Raw genomic sequence first — 21,646 nt, 5'->3', positions numbered from 1 at the left:
CAAAGGAGTTAATCAGAATGCCCACCCCGCTTTACACCGCTTTAGTAGAACATAAGGAACGCGGACGCGCCTCTTTTCACACGCCGGGGCATAAAAACAACCCCGGCGCCCTTCCGCCCGATCTGCTTTCGCTCGATTTCACCGAGCTTCCAGACACGGACAGCCTGTTCGAAGCGGACGGCCCCATCGCCCGGGCGGAAAATCTTGCGGCGGAGCTGTTCGGGGCAAAACGGACCTGTATTTCCGCGGGCGGATGCACCCTCTGCATTCAGGCGATGTTCCGGCTTGCTGCGCCGGGCGGTGGCAAAATCGTCTGCTCCCGCGTTTTGCACCGCAGCGCGGTAAACACCATGGCGCTGCTGGATTTAACCCCCGTCTGGGCAATGCCGGAAGATGTGCTTTCCGTACTTGCAAAAACACCCGACGCAAAAGCGGTTTACGTAACCAGCCCGAACTATTACGGGCAGCTTCTCGATATCCCCGCCATTGCCGAAGCGTGCCGGGCGCGGGATATCCCCCTTCTTGTGGACAATGCCCACGGCGCGCATCTGATGTTCACCGAGCCAAAGCTCCACCCGCTTGCCCTCGGCGCGAGCATGACCGCCTGTTCCGCGCACAAAACCCTGAATGTGCTGACGGGCGGCGCGTGGCTCCATATTGCGGACAGCCGTTATACTGCGGACGCAAAGGAAGCCATGGCGCTGTTCGCTTCCACCAGCCCCGGCTACCCGGTAATGGCTTCGCTTGACCTTGCGCGCGAGTGGCTCCGGCTGCACCGCAGGGAATTCGGCCCTTTGCAGGAAAAGGTTTCGGAAATCAAAGCCGTAGCGCAAAACCGCGGCATTTCCCTGCCGGGGGGCTTAACGGACCCGACGCGCATCACGCTGAACACAGCCTCCGCCGGAATCCCCGGGATCGAAGCCGCCGACCTTTTCCGCCAGGCGGGCGTGGAGCCGGAGTTTGCCGACGGCGCACATGTGGTTTTCATCGCAACCCCGTTTAATACGGACCGCGATTTTCTCCGGCTGAAGGACGCAATTGAACGCTTACCGGTGCGCATCCCCCTTCCGCAGGCGCCGGAGCTGCCGGAGCTTCCCCCTGTAAAGACAAGCCTGCGCGAAGCGGTTTTTGCCCCGTCGGAAAGCGTGCCGCTTGAACAGGCGGCGGGGCGGATTGCCGCGCAGGCCGCCTGCCCCTGCCCGCCGGGCGTTCCGGTCGTGATGCCCGGGGAGGAAATCACAAAAGAAATCCTCCGGTTTTTGCGCGGGTATGGCTTTTTCGCAATAAAAGTGTTAAAATAATATTCATAAAAAAGGGTTCCTGATTTTGCATTTTCTGGAGGGATTCATTATGAAACTGGTTCTTGCGATTGTAAGCAACGACGACAGCGGCATGGTTTCCGCCGCGCTGACGAAAGAAGGATTCGCCGTTACCAAGCTTGCAACCACCGGCGGGTTTCTGATGGCGGGCAACACTACCTTCATCGTCGGTACCGAAGACGACAAGGTTGACCAGGTTATCTCCATTATTTCCAAGCAAAGCAGCCGCCGCACCCAGCTTGTACCGAGCGCAACCACCATGGATGTCGGCATGTATTCCTCATTTCCGGTTGAGGTCACCGTGGGCGGTTCCACGATTTTCGTTCTGAATGTGGACCGCTTTGAAAAGGTATGAGCCAGTTAAACCTGCACGCGGTTCCCGCCGGCGAAGAGGTAAAGCATTCGCTTGCGCTTTTGTTTGAGGAGGGCAGGCTTCCCCATGCGTTGATTTTGGAAGGTCCCCAGAAGGAGCGCAACGAGCTTGCCGCCGCATTGGCAAAGGCCTGTGTCTGCACCGACCCTGTGGAAAGCCCCTGCGGAAAATGCCCGGGGTGCATCAAGGCGGCAGCCGGCTCCCACCCGGATCTTTTTACGCTGGACGGCGACGCGGACCCGCGCGCTTTCCCAATTGATGCAATCCGCTCCATACGGTCCGACGCCTATATCCGGCCGAACGAGGCAAATTGCAAAGTATATCTGCTGTACGGTGCGCAGAATATGAGTGAGGTTTCGCAGAATGCCCTGCTGAAGGTCTTTGAGGAACCGCCCGAAAGCGTCCGGTTCCTGCTCACCGCCTCCAGCGCAGCGGCACTTCTTCCCACCATCCGCTCGCGGGCGCAGATTTTTTCGCTGGAAGCCGTTCGGGAACAAAGCGGCGTTGAACCGGAATATATAAAAAAACTGGCCGCGGCGGTTACCGCGGCGAACGAAACGGACCTGCTGTTCTTAACAGCGGATCTGATAAAAAATAAGGATCGGCTGCGCGCCGTCCTTTCGGAACTTTTGCTTCTTTTCCGCGACGCGGCGGTTTTGCGCGCAGGGGGCAGTACCTGCCTCTCCGGTCAGCCGGAAGCGGTCGCGTCACTTGGTGCGGGGTTTACCCGCGGAAAGCTTCTTACCCTTCTGGACGAGGTCCGGAAAGCGCAGCGCGCGCTTGACCGAAACGCGAACGCGGCGCTGCTTGTAACGGCTCTTTGCGCAAATTTGCGCGCGGCCGCCGGCAGATAATGCCAATTTATTCATGGGAGGTTCACATGGCCGAGGTTATTGGCGTTCGTTTTAAAAATGTAGGAAAAGTATATTATTTTGACCCCGACGGGAATACACTTAAGCAGGGGGATATGGTCATTGTTGAAACCGCGCGCGGCATAGAGTGCGGCGAAATCGCAATGGAAAACCGGCAGATCAGCGACGAAAGCATCGTCCAGCCGCTGAAAAAGCTGATCCGCGTCGCCACAAAGGAAGATTTGAAAAAGATGGCGGAAAACAACGCCAAGGAAAAAACTGCCTTCAATATCTGCCTGAAAAAAATTGCAGCCCACAAACTGGAAATGAAGCTGGTCGACGTGGAGTATACCTTCGACAACTCCAAAATCCTGTTTTACTTTACCGCCGACGGGCGGGTCGATTTCCGCGAGCTGGTAAAAGACCTGGCTTCCGTCTTCCGCACCCGCATCGAACTGCGGCAGATCGGCGTGCGCGACGAAGCGAAAATGCTCGGCGGGCTCGGCATCTGCGGCCGGCCGTTCTGCTGCTCAACGTTTCTGGGCGGATTTCAGCCGGTTTCCATCAAGATGGCAAAGGAACAGGGGCTTTCGCTGAATCCGGTGAAAATATCCGGCACCTGCGGGCGGCTGATGTGCTGCCTGAAATACGAGCAGGAAACGTATCAGGATCTGCTGCGCTCTATACCGACCGTCAATTCCGTAGTAATGACTCCGGACGGAAAGGGCACCGTAGTCGACTTGAATATGCTGACCGGCGTTTTGCAGGTGCGCATGGATACCGCCCCGGAAGCCGCGCCCAAGCTTTTTAAAGCCTCACAGGTAAAGCTGATTAAGGGCGGCCACGTAAGCATTGACCGAAACGAATTGGAACAGCTCAAGGAGCTCGAAAAGGATTAAATTATTTCCTCCTATTCTGTTGCATTTTCTGTCATTTATGATAGAATTATGTAGTAATTAAATATGGAGGTGTTTTTCCCAATGGCATATGTTATTAGTGATGAGTGCATTTCCTGCGGCGCTTGCGAAGCGGGTTGCCCGGTAAACGCGATTTCTCAGGGCGACGGTAAATTTGTCATCGATGCAGATCTTTGCACAGAGTGCGGCGCCTGCGCCGATGCATGCCCCGTAGGTGCTCCTGCACAGGAATAATATTGCAACCGGATAAAGGCGGAGCGTTTTCGGCGCCCGCCTTTTTCTTTTTATACGTCTTCAGAAAAGACGAAAACAGCATAAATAAAAAGCCCAGCACAAGCTGGACTTTTTATTCGGGTTATATTGTGTTTAAGACATCTTTTTTTCAATTAACGCTAAGCATACCAGTAATGCTTATGATTAATAGGCTCGGAACCTATTTTAATACTGCCAGGCCCGGCGCTTGCATAAAATCCGATTACCAGATCTGCATTTAACTCCACGGTAGAAGCATTATTGATAACATTTACATCTAATTTTTTACTATCAATTTTTATGATGGGTCTTTTGGCTAGGAGAATCAATCAAAGTTACTTTGGGAGAACCTGCACTCCTAAAATTATGACCCGAGACCGTAGCTAATACCGTTAAATGAAGTGTATATGATGAAAAGTCGTCATCGGCAGATAAAGTAATTTTCTCCGCCGGGGGAGCTTTTACAACCGCCCTATTTGTATCTTCCGTGGAGTTTACTGTTGACCGAAAAGAAGGCGTATTTTTTGTTTCTAATTTTACTTCGTCAATAACATCCAGTAAATCCTGAACGGTCTTGACGGATGTTTCCTGTACAGTATCAGCCTTTTTAAAATTGCTCTCATCAATTCCAACATATTTCAGAACATCATAGATGTTCTCTTCCGTAATTACCGTGCTGGGCGAAATAGCCTTTTCATACCCTTTTTGCGCGTCAGGCGTTGCCGCAAAAGCTGGGACTGAATTCATACACAATACGGCAAAAGCAATCAACAGACTCATGGATTTTTTCTTTCTAATCAAAATTATCGCTCCTTTTTTAATATATATTATACCATATAATTCTTAATATACAATATATATTTTTACATAATTGTAAATATTTGTGATTTTAGTTTAAAACACCTTTTGCATACTGACTTTTTAATACATGTATAGTAAAATATTACAAGTAAACAATTTGCCTGCCACGAACCATATGATTTAGAAAAACGAGGGGGAATTTTCTATTGGAGGCCGAACGCCTTGAACCGCTTTCGCGCGATTACTCCGTAATTGTTTCGCAAAGCCACCGTTTTAATACTGACACCATCCTGCTTGCCGCGTTTTCCACGCCGCGGGCGGGGGAGCTCTGCGCCGATCTGGGCACGGGCTGCGGCGCCATCCCGCTGATCTGGTGCGCGCGGGCAAAGCCGCGCAAAATATACGCCCTTGAAATCCAGGAGGAAGCCTGCGCCATGGCGCGCCGTTCGGTCGAATACAACCGGCTTTCCGAAACGGTTAAGGTCGTGCACGGGGATATCTGCGAAATTAAAAAATACGGCCTGCCCGCCGGCGAATTCGGCACCGTTGCCTGCAACCCGCCGTACAAAATCGACGGCACGGGCATACACAATCCCTCGGAGGCACTACGCGTTGCGCGGCACGAAACCGCGTGCCGGTTTGAGGACATTGCAAAAGCCGCCGCGCACCTTCTGCGGTTCGGCGGCCGTTTCTTCTGCTGTATGCGCCCGGAGCGCCTTTGCGGTGCGATGCTCGACCTGCGGAACGCCGGGCTGGAGCCGAAACGCCTGCGCTTTGTGCAGCAGCGGCCCAACCGTCCCCCTTTTCTCTTTCTTTTGCAGGCGAACCGGGGGGGAAAAGCGGGCATGACGGTCGACCCCGTCCTGTTTATTGAAGGCAGCAACGGTTTTTCCGAAGAAATGCAGCAAATATACGGCGAATACACGCTGAATAAAGGAGCTTCGGGCAAATGAACGGAAAATTAATGGTGGTGGGCACCCCGATCGGAAACCTTTCGGACTTTTCCCCCCGCGCGGTGGAAACTTTACGGCAGGCGGATTTTATCGCCGCAGAGGATACGCGCGTCACGCTGAAGCTGCTCAACCATTTCGATATTAAAAAGCCGATGATCAGCTATTTCGAGCACAACAAGCGCGAGCGCGGGCAAATCATCTGCGACCGGATCGAGCAGGGCGAAACCTGCGCCCTTGTATCCGATGCAGGCATGCCCGCAATTTCCGACCCCGGCGAACTGCTCGTCTCCCAGTGCGCGGAGCGCGGGATTCCGGTTTACGTCGTCCCCGGTCCCAGCGCGCTTGTTTCCGCGCTGGCGGTTTCCGGGCTGCCGACGGGCCGTTTTACGTTCGAAGGCTTTTTAAGCATGAACAAAAAGAGCCGCCGCGAACACTTGGAGGAACTGAAAAATGAGCGCCGCACCATGATTTTTTACGAAGCGCCGCACAAGCTCCCCTCTACCCTAAGCGACATGCTCGCCGCGTGGGGTGATCGCCGCGTCGCCCTTGTGCGGGAACTTACAAAAATCCACGAGGAAGTCATCCGCACCACGCTTTCCGAAGCGGCCCGGCGCTACGCCGACGGCGGCGCAAAAGGCGAATTCGTACTGGTGATCGAGGGCGCGCAGGCCCCGGAAAAAACAGATTTCACGCTGGAAGACGGTGCCGACATGGCGCGGGACATGATTGCTGATGGGCTTTCGCCCTCGGAGGCCGCCAAAAGGGCCGCTGCAGAAACCGGACTGAAAAAGGGTGCCATTTACAAAGCGATTTTGCAAAGCGGAAAGGAGAATCCGTAAAATATGGAAATCATTGATTTAAACACATGGCCCCGCAAGGAACATTTTGCTTTTTTCCGGCGTATGGAATACCCGCAGTTCAATATCTGCGTAAAACTGGATGTGACGCATTTTCTGCAATTTGTAAAAGAAAACGGGCTTTCCTTTTACTTCACCATGGGCTACGCGTCCGCCGCGGCCGCCAATGAAATCGAAAACTTCCGGTACCGCATCCGCGGGGAACAGGTTGTCCTGCACGAAAAGGTGCACCCGTCCTTTACCATCCTTCCGAAGGGGAAGGAGCTTTACAAAATGGTTGCCGCCGACATGACCGACGATATCCACAGCTACACCAGAACCGTACAGGAAAAGGAGCGCCGCCAGCCGGTCTTTATGGATCCGGAAGAAGAAGGGCGCGATGACCAGCTTTACTGCACCTGCACCCCATGGTTTTCCTTCACACAGGTTACGCATCCCATCATGCTCGGGTGGCAGGATTCCATCCCCCGCCTTTCCTGGGGAAAGTACCAGCGGGAAAACGGAAAGGTGCTGCTCCCCTATTCCCTACAAGCCAACCATTGCCTGATGGACGGATACCATGCCGGAAAATATCTGGAGCGCCTGCAAGAGTACATTGATGCTCTTTAATGGAAACACCCAGATTTCATTTTAAAAATTGCGTTTTTTGATGATTTCCAATTCCTGCTTCATCTGTAAAATTTCCGCTTCGCGGCTTTGTATGTACATTTCTTCTGTTTTGCATTGAACCTGTTTAAGTTCTTCGATAATATCGGTGACTTTATTAAACAGAATCGTATACATTTCTTTATAATCTACCATTTTATCACCCCCAATGCTATTTTAGAACATTATCATAAAAAAATCATATTATAGAATAATTTGTTCTAAGCTATAATTTTCTCGGTGATAAAAATGCAAGTGTATACACGTATTCGCAATCTTAGAGAGGACCATGATCTGACACAGGTGAAAGTCGGCGCCGCTGTAAACGTGACGCAAAGGGCCTACTCCTACTATGAATCCGGCCAGAGGATGATCCCCCCTAATGTTTTATGCGCTCTTGCAGATTTTTATAATGTCAGTGTCGATTATCTTCTTGGAAGAACCGATAAAAAAGAGACAAACCGTTGAATTTTGTTCCGTACCGCCCGCCGGGCGGTACTTTTTTAATTTTTGAAAATCCCTGTTGACTCTCACGTTACGTCATAGTGTATGGTATACTCAAACGGAAACAAAAAGGCAAATTGACTTCGCAGAAAAACCGCAGCCCTTCGTTCGCGTTAAAAAGCCACAAAGACCCTCCTTACGAAAAAACGCGACCGTCTGAACCAATTAATTGATCTGGCAGACAAAATCATAAAGGGGGAAACGGCCATGAGTTTTCAGGAGTTTGACACAACCGAAATTGAACACGAAAAGCACCGCCCCAAAGGGAACGGTGCTTTTCGTTTGGAAGGGTTTACTTGGAAAGGATTTTCTTGAGATCTTCGTCCGGTGTGGAAATCGGGGATATCTGAAAATTCTCCACAAGATAGTTCAGTACGTTTGGCGAAACGAACGCTGGCAAGGTTGGTCCAAGATAGATATTCTTTATCCCAAGCGACAGGAGCGTCAGCAAAATGCAGACCGCTTTCTGCTCGTACCAGGAAAGCACCAGCGTCAGCGGCAGTTCGTTTACGCCGCATTGGAAGGCGTCCGCAAGGGCAAGCGCAACGCGGATGGCGCTGTATGCATCGTTGCACTGCCCCATATCCATCAGGCGCGGCAGCCCGCCGATTTCGCCAAGGTCCAAATCATTGAAGCGGTATTTCCCGCAGGCAAGGGTAAGGATTACGCTGTCCTTCGGCGCTTTGCGCACAAATTCCGTGTAGTAATTGCGGCCGGGCTTCGCGCCGTCGCAGCCGCCGACAAGGAAGATGTGCTTAATCGCCCCGCTCTTCACCGCTTCCACAACCTTATCGGCTACGGACAGCACCGTCCCGTGGCCAAAGCCGGTTGTTACCTGTGTCCCGCCGTTGATGCCCGTCATCGGATGGTCGCTTTCATAGCCGCCCAGCTCCAGCGCCTTGTTGATAACCGGAGTGAAATCCTTCTTGTCATCAATATGTACGATTCCCGGATACTGCACCACTTCGGTGGTAAAGACGCGGTCGCGGTAGCTGTCTTTTACCGGCATCAGGCAGTTGGTGGTAAAGAGCACCGCGCCCGGAATATCCGCAAACTCCTTCTGCTGATTCTGCCATGCGGTTCCAAAATTCCCCTTTAAGTGCGGATAGGCTTTCAGCTTCGGATAGGCGTGTGCCGGAAGCATTTCGCCGTGGGTGTAAATATGGATTCCCTTGCCCTTGGTCTGTTCCAAAAGCAGGTACAAATCGTGCAGGTCGTGGCCGCTGACCACAATGAACGGCCCTTTCTCGATGGTAAGCGGCACGGTGGTGGGCACCGGTGTGCCGTAGGTTTCCGTGTTCGCCCTGTCCAGCAGCTCCATGCATTTGAGGTTGACGGTTCCGGTTTCCATCACAATGGGCAGAAGCTCGTCCATGCCCCAGTCCTCGCCAATCGCAAACAGGCCCTTGTAAAAGAAGCGGTTCACTTCCTTATCGGTATAGCCCAGCATCAATGCGTGGTAGGCATAGGCCGCCATTCCGCGCAGGCCGAACAGAATGAGGGATTTCAGGGAACGGATATCTTCGTTCTCCTCCCATAATTGCTTCATGTTGTAATCGTCGGTGCGGGAACAGGGCGAAGAGCAGCATCCGCAACCGGGAGCCAGCGCGTTTTTCTCCCTGTGGACGGCCTGAATCTGCCGGCGTACAGTTTCGCTGTCAAAGTTTACGTTGGTTATGGTGGTGAACAACCCCTCCAGCATCGCGCGGTCGGCGGAAGCGCCGGGTTCCTTTCCGGACGCCGCACGCGCAAGGCCGATCAGCGCCCCGGTCAGTTCATCCTGCAAATTGGCGGTGTCCGCCTGCTTGCCGCAGACGCCGGCTTTTCCGGTACAGCCGGTGCACCCGGCCGTTTGTTCGCACTGGAAGCAAAACATATTCGACATTCTTTATTCCTCCTGATTATGTAATGGATTTTCTAGCATTCCGCCCGCCCCTCGCATGGTTGAATGGGAGGGGCGGAAAATCGGATTTATTTATTCGGAAATACTACAATTAAAAACATTTTAAAGCGCTCCGCCGCGCAAACGGCATGCGGCGTCTTGCTGGGCATAATAATCGTTTCCCCCGCGTGAACCGTAAACTTTTCGCCGCCTACGGTAATTTCGCCTTCGCCGTCCAGCGCAACCACCATCGCGTCCCCTTCGGACTCGTGGGTGCTGATTTCCTCTCCCTTGTCGAACGCAAACAGGGTCAGGCTGAGCGCACCGTTCTGCGCCAGCGTCTTGCTGACGATCTGCCCCGGCTGATAGCTCACCTGTTCCGCCAACGGGAGCACCTGTGCGAAATCGATGTTCTTAATATACTTGTCTGCCATTTTTCTTCCTCCTTATGCTTCTTCTAAAATTTCTCCATCGGTGGATATGGTGACAACCTGCCAAGGAATCAGCTTGCCGCAGTTCATCAGCGCGCTTTTTACCGCGTTGACGATACCGCCGCAGCAGGGAACTTCCATCCGCACCACCGTAATGCTCTTGATTTCATTGTTCTTTAAAATTTCCGTAAGCTTTTCGGCGTAGTTTCCCTCGTCCAGCTTCGGGCAGCCGATTAAGGCAATCCGGTTTCTGATAAAACGGTTATGGAAATCGCCGTAAGCGTATGCTGTGCAATCCGCCGCAACCAGCAGGTTCGCGTTCTCGTAAAACGGCGCTTTCACCGGGAGCAGCTTCATCTGTACCGGCCACTGCATCAGCTGGCTTTTTGCCTGCGCCGGGGCGCTTGCCACCGCAGGCGCCGCCTCGCGCACAATGGCTTTTGCGCGGGAACCAGGGCAGCCGCCCGAATGGCAGGGGCTATTCTGCTTCATAGCCTTCTGGTGCTTTTTCACGGATTCCTCGTCGTAAGCCGCCGCTTCCCGTTCAATAAAGGAGATCGCACCGGTCGGGCAGACCGGCAGGCAGTTTCCCAATCCGTCGCAGTAATCGTCGCGGATCAGCTTCGCTTTCCCGTTGACCATCGCAATGGCCGACTCTTTACAGGCATTGGCGCAAAGGCCGCAGCCGTTGCATTTATCTTCATCAATATGGATAATCTTACGTATCATAAAAACACCTCTGTTTCAATTTTGATTTCCTTTACTTTCTGGCCCTAGTGTACTATACTTAAAAAAATATTTCTGTTGCAGGTGCAACAGAAAAAGAAAAGAAGTAATTTTTATGAACGAAATAACGATTTTAAAAAGGAATAAATTGTTTGAGAACATAAAGGAAGCGGATATCCCCGCTATGCTGAAATGCCTTGGGACACGGCGGCAAAATTTCCATAAAGGAGAATATATCTGTATGGCAGGCCGGACGGAACCTGCCGTAGGCATTCTGCTTTCCGGCGAAGCGCAGATCACAAAGGAAAACCGGCTGGGGGACGCGATGATCGTCGGCACAATCCGAACCGGCGACCTGTTCGGGGAGGTTTACGCCTGCATGGGGAAAAGCGTGCTGCCGGTTTCCGTTGTCGCGCTGGGGAAATGCGACGTGCTGCTCCTGCACGTGGAACGGATTGTCCACACGTGCCAGAGCGCCTGCCCATTTCACCAGCAGCTCATCACCAACCTGCTGCGGATTATGGCGGAGAAAACCGCAATGCTGAGCCGGAAAATGGAATTTATCGCTTACAAAACCATCCGGAGCCGCCTGGAAGCCTATTTTTACGACCGGATGGAGCAATGCGGTTCCAATGAATTCATTATCCCGCTGAACCGGAACGAGCTTGCCGACTATCTCTGCATGAACCGGAGCGCCATGTGCCGCGAGCTTTCGCATATGAAATCCGACGGGCTTCTGGATTATAATGGAAACCATTTTTACTGGCTAAAAAAAGACAGTTAAATGGCAAGGATTCCGCCGCTTTAAAAGCAAGCAGGGAATCCGCTGTGAAATATTTCGGAAAGGCCCCTTTTCCGAGGAAATCCGTTACTTTACATTTCCGCCATGCGCAGCATTTCGTCCGGATCCCCGATCCCCTGCATAAAATCGCCCCTCATCAGCTTCATGACGGTCTTTTCATCCTGAATTTCCTTCGCGGTGCGGATACCCGCGCGGCGGAGAAACGGAATGGACGGGCACCAGCCCTGAACGGCATGCTGCAAAAGGCAATACCCCACCACTCCGGTAAACAGGAAGCAGGGACATTTTCTCTTCATATATCCGGCCAGCGAAGCGGTTGTTATCAGCATCCCGGCGTTCGCTTCCAGAACCCTTTCCGTGTCCCATTCCTCATCCAGCTCTTGAATCCGGTTGGTCAGCTCCTCTTTGCTGCCGTCTTGAAGGAGATGAATCCGGCAAACGGTGCACGCCCGTATTCTTTTATTTATCTTTTCGCAGGTATGCTGCGGCACTCTCTCCGTTGTGGAAGAAACCCATTTTTTCATAAATACAATCCTTTCTTAACCCAATTTGAATTTTAAAAGTATTGTCTCCCGAAAAGGGCGGGTTATGAACGGAAAAACGGCTGCGAAAATTGCAAAGGATATCTGCAAAAAGCCTGTATAAAAATGCGGCTTCTCCATGAACCGCATTCCAAACAAAAAAAAGCGGGCAAACGCCCGCTTCTGATTTCTAAATTTTTTCTTTTGTTTCAAACGGCAGCCGGTTATTCCTCCTCCAGAACAAGCTGCCCGGTTTCGCGCGTACGGCTCATATTAATCATACGCTGGTTGCGGCTCCCCCGGAAGGCAAGGGTCAAATCCCTTTCCGCTAAAATAAAGGGGCCGTCGATCAGCACGTCGGTCTGGGCAAGGAGCGCGTCCACATCCGGGTCATGGTGGTTCACCAAATCCTCATAGAGGTAACCCGTAAAAACGGTTACACTCAGCTTTTTTTCATGAACCCGCTTTGCAAGCTCCGCAAGCGGCCGCGGCTGACAAAAAGGCTCGCCGCCGCTGAAGGTTACACCGTTTAAAAGGGGGTTTTCACAGATTTCCGAAAACAAGTCCTCAATATCCACCCATTTCCCGCCATTAAAATCATGCGTCTGGGGGTTGTGGCAGCCCGGGCAATGATGGGGGCAGCCCTGTGTAAAAACAACGTAGCGGAAGCCCTTGCCGTCTACAATGGACTCCGGCTCCACGCCGCTGATTTTCAGTTTAGAGGCCATGTTTAACCCTGTCCCTTTCCTCGGCGCGCTTCGCGTTGTTCCAGCGGTCGGTTGTGCCGACCAAATAGCCGGTGATTCTGCGAATCCGCTCGAATTTCGGGCCGCCGTCGTTTTCGCGGCGGTGGCATTTCGGGCATTCGTTGTCGATGATTCCGTTGTAGCCGCAGACCGGGTCGCGGTCAACCGGATGGTTTACCGAACCGTAGCCGATGCCGCTTTCCTTCATGCAGCGGATAACCGCCTCGAAGGCTTCCAGGTTTTTGCTGGTATCGCCGTCCAGCTCAACATAACTGATGTGCCCCGCGTTGGTAAGCGCATGGTACGGTGCTTCCAGCTTGATTTTATCAAACGCTTTAATAGGATAATAAACCGGGATATGGAAGGAATTCGTATAATACTCCCGGTCGGTAACACCCGGGATTTTTCCGTATCGTTTCTGGTCAATCCGAACAAACCGGCCAGCAAGGCCTTCCGCCGGTGTTGCAAGCAATGTAAAGTTCAGCCCGGTTTTTGCGGATTCTTCGTCCATGCGCTTACGCATATAGCCGACGATTTCCAAGCCGAGCTTCTGGCTTTCTGCGCTTTCGCCGTGATGCTTTCCGGTCAGGACTTTCAGGGTTTCCGCAAGGCCGATAAAGCCCATGCTAAGGGTTCCGTGTTTGAGAACCTCCCTTACGCTGTCTTTCGGGCCGAGCTTCTCGGAATCAATCCATACGCCCTGCCCCATCAGGAAGGGGTAATTATACACTTTCTTGGAGCATTGGATTTCGAAGCGGTGCAAAAGCTGCCGGATGACCATATCCATCCTCTCGTCCAAAAGCTCATAGAATTTCTTGAGATCGCCCTTCGCTTCAATGCCGATACGAGGCAGGTTGACGGAGGTAAAGCTCAAATTCCCGCGCCCGCAGGTAACCTCTTTTGTCTTATCGTAATTGTTGCCCATTACGCGGGTACGGCAGCCCATGTAGGCAACTTCCGAGTTATAGTCGCCCTTTTTATAGTACTGCAGATTGAAGGGAGCGTCGATAAAGCTGAAGTTCGGGAACAGGCGTTTCGCGCTGACTTTGCAGGCAAGCTTGAAAAGGTCGTAGTTTGGGTCACCTTCGTTATAGTTCACGCCTTCCTTCACCTTGAAAATCTGTACAGGAAAAATCGGGGTTTCGCCGTCTCCCAAACCGGCTGAGGTGGCTTCCAGCAGGTTGCGTATCACCATGCGCGCTTCCGGGGTGGTATCCGTTCCGTAGTTAATGGATGAGAACGGCACCTGCGCACCCGCGCGGGAGTTCATGGTGTTGAGGTTGTGAATCAGGGCTTCCATCGCCTGGTAGGTTGCCCGGTCGGTATTGCTGGTTCCAGTTTCCACCGCGTAGCGGTGTGCTTTGAGCGCCTGATCGGCGTTAATCTCCTCAAATCCGTTTTCCCGCTGGTGCTTCGGAAGGTAATTTTTCAGCTCTTCACCGTACCAGTCGGCATTGGAAAGCGTAATTTGCTCTTTTATAGCGGACCGGACTGCCGCGCACAGCGCGTCGGCATCGGCTTTTTTCATGCCGTTGGCAACCTGGAAATACTGGGACAGGGCTTTATAGTAGGCTTTGCGGAACGTTTTGGTAACGCCCGGCGCCATGGAGTAGTCGAAATTCGGTATGGACTGGCCGCCGTGCATTTCGTTCTGGTTTGCCTGAATCGCAATGCAGGCCAGCGCAGCGTAGGAACGAATATCGTTCGGCTCGCGCAGCGCGCCGTGGCCGGTGCAAAAGCCTTTGTGGAACAGTTTGATCAGGTCGATCTGGCAGCAGGTTTCGGTCAGCATATAGAAGTCCTCGTCGTGAATATGGATATCGCCGCCGATATGGGCCGCCGCGATGTCCTTCGGGAGGACATAATTATTGATAAAATACTTCGAACCCTCCGAGCCGTATTTCAGCATGGTACCCATGGAGGTATCGGCGTCGATATTTGCGTTTTCACGCTTAATGTCCACGTCCTTCGCGTCACGGAATGTCAATTCCTTGTAAATATCCATCAGGTCGCTCTGCGCTTGGCGGATTTTTGCATGCTCGGCACGGTAAAGGATATACGCCTTGGCTGTTTTCGCGTAATCGACGGCGATTAGTGCTTCTTCGACGGCATCCTGAACCTGTTCCACGGTGGGAACTGTGCCGTCTGGGAAAACGGCGGAAACCTTGTCGGTAAGCTCATTCAGAAGCTCATCGCTCATAGGTTCTTCTTTCACCGCCTGATTCGCCTTATAAATCGCATTGCGTATCTTTTGTTTGTCGAACGGAACAACGACACCATTGCGTTTTTTTATTTCCAATGCCAATTTTATGCACCCTCTCAATCTCCAAAATCTTACTGTAAACTTTTATCGAGTACTATGAATTTTACAAGATTTACTTGTGCTTGTCAAGAGCAAAATACACAATATATAGTATTTAATTTCTATATACGAGATAATAATCCCTATATCTATTATTTAACAATCTTTGGAAAAGCAGCGGAAAGCACAGAAAAAGGGTCGCGGGCCGCATTCGATAGCCCGCTTATTCCTCCTTCATTTGCCGTAGCCCCCATTCGTACATCTGCTCCAGCGACGGAATCAAATCCAGCCCGTTCTGTGTTATGCGGTATTCCACTTTCGGCGGAATCTGTTGGAACTGCCTGCGGACAATCATTCCGGAAGCCGTCAACTCCCGAAGGCTCTGGCTGAGCATCATGTCCGTAATGGAAGGAATCTGTTGTTTGATTGCGCCGTAGCGCAGATCCTCCCCGCCGCGCAATGCCCACAAAATACGGATTTTCCACTTTCCCCCCACAATGGACAGCGCGTATTCCAGCGGTTCCGACGAGGCGTCTTTCGGAAACAAGGCTCTTTCTGCCTGCGCCGCAACCTGCTGCACCTTTTTTTCCCGTTTTTTCTTTTTCTCCTTGTCCTTTTTCATAATGTTTCCTCCCATACCCCTGCCATGCCCGATTCCACGGCTGCGTTGGTACGGCTCCATCATTAACAAATCGTGAAATTAAGCCTATCATAACACCGCCATGCAGTAAAGTAAATAGAAACTTCGGCGGCCGTTTTCCCCATAATGGAACAAAAAAGTGTCTTTTTTACTCATCTTAAATCCTATTTAGAAATTTCTTTGCCTTTTCCGGAAAGTTTTCCAAGTTTTCCACGGAGTTTTCCACCGCTGTTGAAAGCTTCGTGGAAAAAACGGACAATCCATGTAAGACAAGCGTAAAAGGAATCCTTCCTGCAAGAAAAAAGTGAAAAACGGCTGAAATCAAACGAGAAATCCGTATTTTTGAGCGGACCCGTCCAATGCCGCCAGAAGGTTTTCCAAAAGAGAACCTTCTATTTTTTCCGTCGGCAAATTTGGCATTTCGAAGTCGCCGGGAACGGTTCCGCTCCTTCTTTAATCCGGAAAGTTTTCAACCATCTGCCGTTCCTATGTGGAAAAGTTTTTCACTTTTAAACGGCGGTCACGCTCTGCTTTGGAAAACACACAGCCACAGTAATCCTGACGGTAGAGATTATACTGCGCAGACAGCTCGATAGACCGCTTGTAGCCGTTGCGCTTCTTAAAATCGGAAGGCAGATACCGCACGCCGTATTTCTTTTCGAGCGCCGAGCCGATTTCATTCAGCTTCTCGGCGTTTTTATACGGGCTGATGGAAAGCGTGGTTGTAAAATAATCAAAACCGCCGGCATTTGCCGCCTGCGCAGCTTCCTCAAGGCGCAGGGCATAGCAGGCAAAGCACCGTTCACCGCCCTCCGGTTCCTGCTCATGCCCCTTTGCAAGGGCAAAAAAGCGCTCGGCGTCATACGTTCCTTCCTGAAAGCGGACCGGATATTTCACCGGAAGTTCGGAAATCAGCCGCTTAACCTCTTCCATGCGCTTCTTATATTCCGTAAGCGGGAAAATATTCGGATTATAGTAAAACAGGGTGATCTGAAAATATTCGGAGAGATACTCCAGCACATAACTGCTGCACGGCGCGCAACAGGCATGCAGCAAAAGCGACGGCGCTTTGCCGTCCAGCCCGCGAAGCAGGCTGTCCAGCTCCTTCTGATAATTCCTCTTCAAATGCGGGCCCTCCTTTTGAAAAGAACGGCAGTCCGCGCATCCGCTGGCTATATGCGGTTTTTCTGCACAGAATGCCGATCCGTTATCTGCTGTTATTGTTTTTCCTTGGTACGATTGTCATCCTTCGGAAGAATCGCAATGCCCAGTTCCGCAAGCTGCACTTCGTCAACGTCCGTCGGGGCACCCGACATCAGCTCCGAAGAAGAAGCCACCTTCGGGAAGGCAATTACGTCGCGGATGCTGTCGCAATCCAGCATCAGCATAACCAGACGGTCGAGACCAAACGCCATGCCGCCGTGCGGCGGCGCGCCGTAGCGGAACGCATCAATCAAGAATCCGAAGCGTTTCTGCGCTTCCTCCGGCGTTAAGCCCAGCGCTTTAAACATGCGCTGCTGTAGCTCGGGGTCGTTGATACGGATGGAACCACCGCCGAGCTCGTTGCCGTTCAGCACCATATCGTAGGCAATTGCTTTTACGCTTCCCGGGTCGCTTTCCAGCTTGTCAAGATCCTCAAGGCGCGGGCAGGTAAACGGATGGTGCATTGCCACAAACCGGTTCTCTTCCTTGCTGTACTCGAACAGCGGAAAATCCGTCACCCACAGGAGGCACGGCTTGCTCTTGTCAATTAAATCAAAGCGCCTTGCCAGCTCGCAGCGGAGGGCGCCGAGGGAATCAAACACAACCTTGTTTTCATCGCTGGCGACAATCAGCAGGACGTCGCCGGTTTCCGCTCCTAGTGTTTTACGTACTGCGGCCGCTTCTTCGGGGGCAAGGAATTTTTCATAGGAAGATGTTTCCCCTCCCGCCGTCAACCTTGTCCATGCAAGACCTTTTGCTCCGTAGGATTTTATCCACTCGGTCAGCTTGTCGATTTCCTTGCGGCTCAGCTTTTCCGCAAGCCCTTTCAGATTGATGCCGCGCACGCCGCCGCCGCCATCAATCGCGCCCTTGAACACACGGAACTCCGTTGACTTCAGGTCGGCTGTCAGGTCCGCCAGCTCCAGCCCAAAGCGAAGGTCCGGCTTATCGGAACCGAAGCGGGTCATGGCCTCATCCCAGGTCATGCGACGGAACGGCGTTTCCAAATCGATGCCCAGTACTTTTTTATAGACAAGCTTCATAAAGCCTTCGGCGATTTCCATAACGTCGTCGGCGCTTACAAACGACATTTCAAAGTCAATCTGCGTAAACTCCGGCTGACGGTCGGCGCGCAGATCCTCGTCGCGGAAGCAGCGCGCAACCTGCATATAGCGGTCAAAACCGGAAAGCATCAAAAGCTGCTTGTAAAGCTGTGGGGACTGGGGAAGGGCAAAGAAACTCCCGGGGAACATCCGGGAAGGAACAAGGTAATCGCGCGCGCCTTCCGGGGTGGATTTAATCAGAATCGGGGTTTCGATTTCAAAAAAACCGTTGTCGTCAAAATAATCGCGCGCTACCTTCACGATTTTATGCCTGCCGATGATCTTATCCTGTACATCGGGGCGGCGCAGGTCAAGGTAGCGGTACTTCAAACGCAAATCCTCTTTTACATTTGACTTCTCCACAATTTCAAACGGAGGGGTTTCGCTCTTCGCCAGCACACGCAGGTCGGTGACCTCCAGCTCAATATCCCCCGTCGGAAGCTCCGGGTTTTTTGAGGAACGCTCGCGCACGACGCCGGTTGCCGCTACAACATACTCGGAGCGCATGGAAAACGCCTTATCAAATATTGCGCGGTCGGTCGCGTCGTTGAAAGCAAGCTGTAAAATGCCGGTGCGGTCGCGCAGGTCAATAAAAATCAACTGTCCCAAATCGCGCTGGCGCTGCACCCAGCCGCACACGGTTACGGTCTTGCCGATATCGCTTGCGCGCAGCTCGCCGCAGTAGTTTGTCCGTTTCATTCCCGTCATGAATTCTGCCATAAATTAGCCTCCAAAGTTAATAGAATTCTGTATTTTATTATGAAGCCCTTGCGGGGGCCTGGGGCGGCGCCCCACGTTCCCAGCCTTTCAAAAAGCGCAGCAAGCAAAAACAGCCCGGCGGACGTTTCCGGGGAATCCCCGCAAGCGCCTTTCCGAAAGGTAGGAACTGCACCCGGTTTTATGTTTTCGCATCAACCAATCCGACCCATTCTTCCTGCATAGCGAAATTGTATCTGCTTTCGGTTTGTAAAGCAGGAGCAGCGGAAAATCTTGGCTTTTAAACGTGCGCGCAGGCTCCGCCTGCCGGAAAAACAGCCGAAAGGGCGCTCGGCTTAAAACGCGATATCGTCCTCGCCCTTTGCCTGCAAAACAATAAACTGCTCGACAAAGTCCTTGCTCAGGTCGACTTCTTCTTTTTCACCGGTTTTCATGTTCTTTACCATTGCTTTTTTGCTTTCCAGCTCATTGTCGCCAAGCACCAGCGTATATTTCGCGCCAATCTTATCCGCGTATTTCATCTGTGCCTTCAGTCCGCGGTCGTTCAGGTCGCAGGCTGCGATAATGGAATACTCCTGCAGGCTGTGCGCCAGCCGGAACGCTTCCACCTTTGCCGCCTCTCCCAGCGCCGCGATAAAGATATCACAGGTTTCCGGCTCGGGCATTTCAATGTTCTGCTTCTCCATAATCATGATAAGACGTTCCATGCCGAGGCCGAAGCCCAGCGCCGGCAGATGCTGGCCGCCCATTTCCTCCACCAGTCCATCGTAGCGTCCTCCGCCGCAGACCGTGCTCTGTGCGCCAAGGTCCCCGGAAACAAACTCAAACACCGTTTTGGTGTAGTAATCCAGCCCGCGCACAATAGCCGGATTCACATTGTATTCGATCTTGACTGCGTCCAGATAGCTCTTCACGCTTTCGAAGTGTTCTTTGCACTCGTCACAGAGGTAATCGAGCATGCGGGGCGCGCCCGCGGCGATTTTCGAGCAGATCGGGCTTTTGCAGTCCAGAATACGCATGGGGTTGCGCTCCAGCCTGCCGAGGCAGGTTTCGCAAAGCTGATCCTTATACCCGCTGAAATACGCTTTCAGCGCCTCGTAATATTTGGCGCGGCAGTCCGGGCAGCCGATGGAATTGATCTCCAGCCTTAAACTGCGCACGCCAAGGCGGTCAAATATGCTTTTTGCAATACTGATCAGCTCCGCGTCCGCCATCGGCGAGGGAGCACCCAGCATTTCCATTCCAAACTGGTGGAACTCACGCAGGCGCCCCGCCTGTGTGTTTTCATAGCGGTAGCAGGAAGTGAAATAATACAGCTTCTGCGGAAGACCCTCGTTGTAAAGGCCGTGCTCCAAAAGCGCGCGCACCACACCGGCGGTCCCTTCCGGACGAAGGGTAATGGAGCGGCCGCCTTTGTCGTTAAAGGTGTACATTTCCTTTTGGACCACATCGGTCGTTTCGCCTACCGAACGCTGAAAGAGGCGCGTATCCTCGAAAACCGGGGTGCGGATTTCCCCGAAGCCATGGATTTTCGCCTCGCTGCGCATCACGTCCTCAACAACCTGCCACTTGCCGGTCTGAATCGGCAGCAGATCCTGTGTTCCCTTTTGTGCTTTAATCAGTTCCATAGCGTTTCTCCTTGAAAGAAAATAGAATATAAAAACCCCCGTCCCCAAAGGGACGAGGGAAATCCTCGCGGTGCCACCCTTCTTCAAGGGCCGAAGCCCTCCTCAAAAATCCCCGATAACGCGGGGAACGTCGGCTCCCGGATGTCTTCGCTGAAAGCGCCGATGCAGGCGCGCTTACAGTCACGACGCGCCCTCCCTGGGCTGGGCTTTCAGGTACTCCTTCCGTTCATCGCCCTTATTCTTTATGCTTTGGGGTTCAAAATATTGCGCCAATCCAAATCGCCGCGCTCCAGGCCGTGAATCAGCACCTCAGCGGTTGCGATATTCGTGGCGACCGGAATATTGTGCATATCACACAGCCGCAAAAGGTTCATATCGTTCGGTTCATGCGGCTTGGGGTTCAGCGGATCACGGAAAAACAGAAGCAGGTCCACCTCGTTACAGGCAATCCGCGCGGCAATCTGTTGGTCGCCGCCCTGGGAACCGCCTAAAAAGCGCTGGATTTCCAGCCCGGTTGCTTCCGACACCATCTTCCCCGTGGTTCCTGTGGCGCACAGGTAATGCCGGCTTAAAACGCCGCAATATGCGATACAGAACTGAACCATCAGTTCCTTTTTAGCGTCATGGGCAATTAATGCGATATTCATACCATTCTTCCCCCTATTATAAGGAATAAGCTTTAAAATTTTTGCAGCGAGGCAAGGGGAACATGTTCGCCCTCCAGCCTTGCGGCAAGCCGGCCCAATGCCATCGCGCCGATCGATTTCGGCGAGACCGGCGCGCTGTTCGCGGCAGCCGCCGCCAAAAGCGGATCCTCCGGAACAACGGCAATCAGCCGGATTCCGGCGGCGTCAATAACAGAATCCAAATCGGGATAAAAATTCTGCGTGCGGAAATTGCGGGTGCTGAACCGGTTGATAATCAGCCGTTGCTGCCGTACCCCGCCCTGCTCCAGAAGCATACGGGTTTTTCTTGCGCCGTTCAGGCAAACCGGGTCGGGGGTGGAAACAACCAGCGCGCGCGGCGCCGCCGCGGCCGCGCTTTGGAACCCCCCACCAATCCCCGCGGGGCAGTCGATCAGCACATGGTCGTAATACCGGCTAAGCACGGAAACCAGCTGTTTCATAATGTCGGGGCTGATCAAATCCTCCTCCGTTGCGGGAGCAGGTATTACAAACAGCCCTTCGGCAAAAGGGCAGGGGTAAATTGCCTTCATCGGCTCCACACGGCCGGAAACCACATCCGCAATATCGAAAACTTTATTCTCTTCAATTCCAAGCATATGGTCAAGGCAGCCAAGGCCCGCGTCCCCGTCGATCAGCAGGACGCGCTTGCCCCTTTGCGACAGGGCAAGACCCAGGCCGGATGTGATCGTGGATTTTCCCACGCCGCCTTTTCCTGATGTAATTACGGTAATAGCTCCCATTTCATGACCTCATTCTCATACTACCACAAATTTTCTTGGTAGTCAAA

24 protein-coding genes are annotated in these 21,646 nt (G+C 52.6%); 10 read left to right on the top strand and 14 right to left on the bottom strand.

Going from position 1 to position 21,646, the window contains the following annotated elements; all coding sequences use genetic code 11:
• The first annotated feature begins 17 nt into the window (after nt 1-17).
• The 5 genes from P9B68_RS06115 to P9B68_RS06095 all read left to right on the top strand — a co-directional run bounded on the left by P9B68_RS06115 (nt 18) and on the right by P9B68_RS06095 (nt 3,694).
• On the top strand, nt 18-1,301 hold the full coding sequence (locus tag P9B68_RS06115; protein WP_135658609.1) for an aminotransferase class I/II-fold pyridoxal phosphate-dependent enzyme: 1,284 nt from the start codon (nt 18-20) through the stop codon (nt 1,299-1,301).
• Between the two features lie 49 nt (nt 1,302-1,350).
• The gene (locus tag P9B68_RS06110; RefSeq protein WP_135658602.1) at nt 1,351-1,674 is read left to right on the top strand and encodes a cyclic-di-AMP receptor; all 324 of its coding nucleotides are present in this window, start codon (nt 1,351-1,353) and stop codon (nt 1,672-1,674) included.
• On the top strand, nt 1,671-2,546 hold the full coding sequence (locus tag P9B68_RS06105; protein ID WP_135658599.1) for a DNA polymerase III subunit: 876 nt from the start codon (nt 1,671-1,673) through the stop codon (nt 2,544-2,546). The genes P9B68_RS06110 and P9B68_RS06105 overlap by 4 nt, the downstream gene beginning before the upstream one ends.
• Nucleotides 2,547-2,572: 26 nt before the next feature.
• Complete coding sequence (locus tag P9B68_RS06100; protein ID WP_135658597.1) at nt 2,573-3,442, top strand: PSP1 domain-containing protein; 870 nt, start codon at nt 2,573-2,575, stop codon at nt 3,440-3,442.
• 81 nt (nt 3,443-3,523) lie between these two features.
• Nucleotides 3,524-3,694: a DUF362 domain-containing protein gene (locus P9B68_RS06095; RefSeq protein ID WP_135658595.1), complete on the top strand. Its 171-nt coding sequence runs from the start codon at nt 3,524-3,526 to the stop codon at nt 3,692-3,694.
• A gap of 309 nt (nt 3,695-4,003) precedes the next feature.
• Here the strand turns inward: P9B68_RS06095 and P9B68_RS06090 are convergent, their stop codons facing one another.
• Nucleotides 4,004-4,513 (bottom strand): hypothetical protein, encoded by a 510-nt coding sequence (locus tag P9B68_RS06090; RefSeq protein ID WP_277668675.1) that lies wholly within the window; start codon nt 4,511-4,513, stop codon nt 4,004-4,006.
• A 206-nt stretch (nt 4,514-4,719) separates the two neighbouring features.
• Here P9B68_RS06090 and P9B68_RS06085 point away from each other — a divergent pair, with 206 nt between their 5' ends.
• The 3 genes from P9B68_RS06085 to P9B68_RS06075 are packed head-to-tail and all read left to right on the top strand — an operon-like array spanning nt 4,720 to nt 6,932.
• Complete coding sequence (locus P9B68_RS06085; protein WP_277668674.1) at nt 4,720-5,466, top strand: tRNA1(Val) (adenine(37)-N6)-methyltransferase; 747 nt, start codon at nt 4,720-4,722, stop codon at nt 5,464-5,466.
• Complete coding sequence (rsmI, locus tag P9B68_RS06080) at nt 5,463-6,305, top strand: 16S rRNA (cytidine(1402)-2'-O)-methyltransferase (protein WP_135658591.1); 843 nt, start codon at nt 5,463-5,465, stop codon at nt 6,303-6,305. The genes P9B68_RS06085 and rsmI overlap by 4 nt, the downstream gene beginning before the upstream one ends.
• Nucleotides 6,306-6,308: 3 nt before the next feature.
• Complete coding sequence (locus P9B68_RS06075) at nt 6,309-6,932, top strand: chloramphenicol acetyltransferase (RefSeq protein ID WP_135658589.1); 624 nt, start codon at nt 6,309-6,311, stop codon at nt 6,930-6,932.
• A gap of 21 nt (nt 6,933-6,953) precedes the next feature.
• On the opposite strand, the gene P9B68_RS06070 is transcribed toward P9B68_RS06075, so the two are convergent.
• Nucleotides 6,954-7,124, bottom strand: a complete 171-nt coding sequence (locus tag P9B68_RS06070; protein ID WP_167875166.1) for a hypothetical protein — start codon at nt 7,122-7,124, stop codon at nt 6,954-6,956.
• A 93-nt stretch (nt 7,125-7,217) separates the two neighbouring features.
• Here P9B68_RS06070 and P9B68_RS06065 point away from each other — a divergent pair, with 93 nt between their 5' ends.
• On the top strand, nt 7,218-7,436 hold the full coding sequence (locus P9B68_RS06065; RefSeq protein ID WP_135658587.1) for a helix-turn-helix domain-containing protein: 219 nt from the start codon (nt 7,218-7,220) through the stop codon (nt 7,434-7,436).
• Between the two features lie 328 nt (nt 7,437-7,764).
• On the opposite strand, the gene hcp is transcribed toward P9B68_RS06065, so the two are convergent.
• From hcp to P9B68_RS06050, 3 genes are all read right to left on the bottom strand, one after another.
• Nucleotides 7,765-9,357 carry a hydroxylamine reductase gene (gene hcp, locus P9B68_RS06060; RefSeq protein ID WP_207669551.1) on the bottom strand — a complete coding sequence of 531 codons (1,593 nt, stop codon included), beginning with the start codon at nt 9,355-9,357 and terminating at the stop codon, nt 7,765-7,767.
• Between the two features lie 86 nt (nt 9,358-9,443).
• Nucleotides 9,444-9,788 carry a cupin domain-containing protein gene (locus P9B68_RS06055; protein ID WP_135658585.1) on the bottom strand — a complete coding sequence of 115 codons (345 nt, stop codon included), beginning with the start codon at nt 9,786-9,788 and terminating at the stop codon, nt 9,444-9,446.
• Nucleotides 9,789-9,800: 12 nt separating this feature from the next.
• Entirely contained in the window at nt 9,801-10,514 is a 714-nt protein-coding gene (locus P9B68_RS06050; RefSeq protein WP_135658583.1) for an ATP-binding protein, read from the bottom strand.
• 112 nt (nt 10,515-10,626) lie between these two features.
• On the opposite strand from P9B68_RS06050, the gene P9B68_RS06045 reads away from it, so the two are divergent.
• Complete coding sequence (locus tag P9B68_RS06045) at nt 10,627-11,295, top strand: Crp/Fnr family transcriptional regulator (protein ID WP_135658581.1); 669 nt, start codon at nt 10,627-10,629, stop codon at nt 11,293-11,295.
• Between the two features lie 89 nt (nt 11,296-11,384).
• Here the strand turns inward: P9B68_RS06045 and P9B68_RS06040 are convergent, their stop codons facing one another.
• From P9B68_RS06040 to P9B68_RS06000, 9 genes are all read right to left on the bottom strand, one after another.
• Nucleotides 11,385-11,837 (bottom strand): YgaP family membrane protein, encoded by a 453-nt coding sequence (locus P9B68_RS06040; protein ID WP_135658579.1) that lies wholly within the window; start codon nt 11,835-11,837, stop codon nt 11,385-11,387.
• Between the two features lie 221 nt (nt 11,838-12,058).
• Nucleotides 12,059-12,562 (bottom strand): anaerobic ribonucleoside-triphosphate reductase activating protein, encoded by a 504-nt coding sequence (gene nrdG, locus P9B68_RS06035; protein ID WP_135658577.1) that lies wholly within the window; start codon nt 12,560-12,562, stop codon nt 12,059-12,061.
• Nucleotides 12,552-14,885 (bottom strand): anaerobic ribonucleoside triphosphate reductase, encoded by a 2,334-nt coding sequence (locus tag P9B68_RS06030; RefSeq protein ID WP_135658575.1) that lies wholly within the window; start codon nt 14,883-14,885, stop codon nt 12,552-12,554. Before P9B68_RS06030 ends, nrdG begins: the two co-directional genes overlap by 11 nt.
• Nucleotides 14,886-15,105: 220 nt before the next feature.
• Complete coding sequence (locus tag P9B68_RS06025; protein WP_135658573.1) at nt 15,106-15,504, bottom strand: winged helix-turn-helix transcriptional regulator; 399 nt, start codon at nt 15,502-15,504, stop codon at nt 15,106-15,108.
• Nucleotides 15,505-16,008: 504 nt separating this feature from the next.
• Entirely contained in the window at nt 16,009-16,647 is a 639-nt protein-coding gene (locus tag P9B68_RS06020) for an epoxyqueuosine reductase QueH (RefSeq protein ID WP_277668673.1), read from the bottom strand.
• A gap of 92 nt (nt 16,648-16,739) precedes the next feature.
• Nucleotides 16,740-18,548 (bottom strand): aspartate--tRNA ligase, encoded by a 1,809-nt coding sequence (gene aspS / locus P9B68_RS06015; RefSeq protein WP_135658569.1) that lies wholly within the window; start codon nt 18,546-18,548, stop codon nt 16,740-16,742.
• A gap of 332 nt (nt 18,549-18,880) precedes the next feature.
• Nucleotides 18,881-20,173, bottom strand: coding sequence for a histidine--tRNA ligase (hisS, locus tag P9B68_RS06010; RefSeq protein ID WP_135658567.1), 1,293 nt, complete (start codon nt 20,171-20,173; stop codon nt 18,881-18,883).
• Nucleotides 20,174-20,415: 242 nt separating this feature from the next.
• Nucleotides 20,416-20,820: a methylglyoxal synthase gene (locus P9B68_RS06005; protein ID WP_135658565.1), complete on the bottom strand. Its 405-nt coding sequence runs from the start codon at nt 20,818-20,820 to the stop codon at nt 20,416-20,418.
• A 32-nt stretch (nt 20,821-20,852) separates the two neighbouring features.
• Nucleotides 20,853-21,599, bottom strand: a complete 747-nt coding sequence (locus tag P9B68_RS06000) for a nucleotide-binding protein (RefSeq protein WP_277668672.1) — start codon at nt 21,597-21,599, stop codon at nt 20,853-20,855.
• Nucleotides 21,600-21,646: the final 47 nt, after the last annotated feature.

Origin of the sequence: Caproiciproducens galactitolivorans (genome assembly GCF_029266045.1) — a bacterium.
GTDB lineage: Bacteria > Bacillota > Clostridia > Oscillospirales > Acutalibacteraceae > Caproiciproducens > Caproiciproducens galactitolivorans.
The sequence above is the reverse complement of the archived record's forward strand: the minus strand, read 5'-3'. Positions and strand labels throughout refer to the sequence as shown.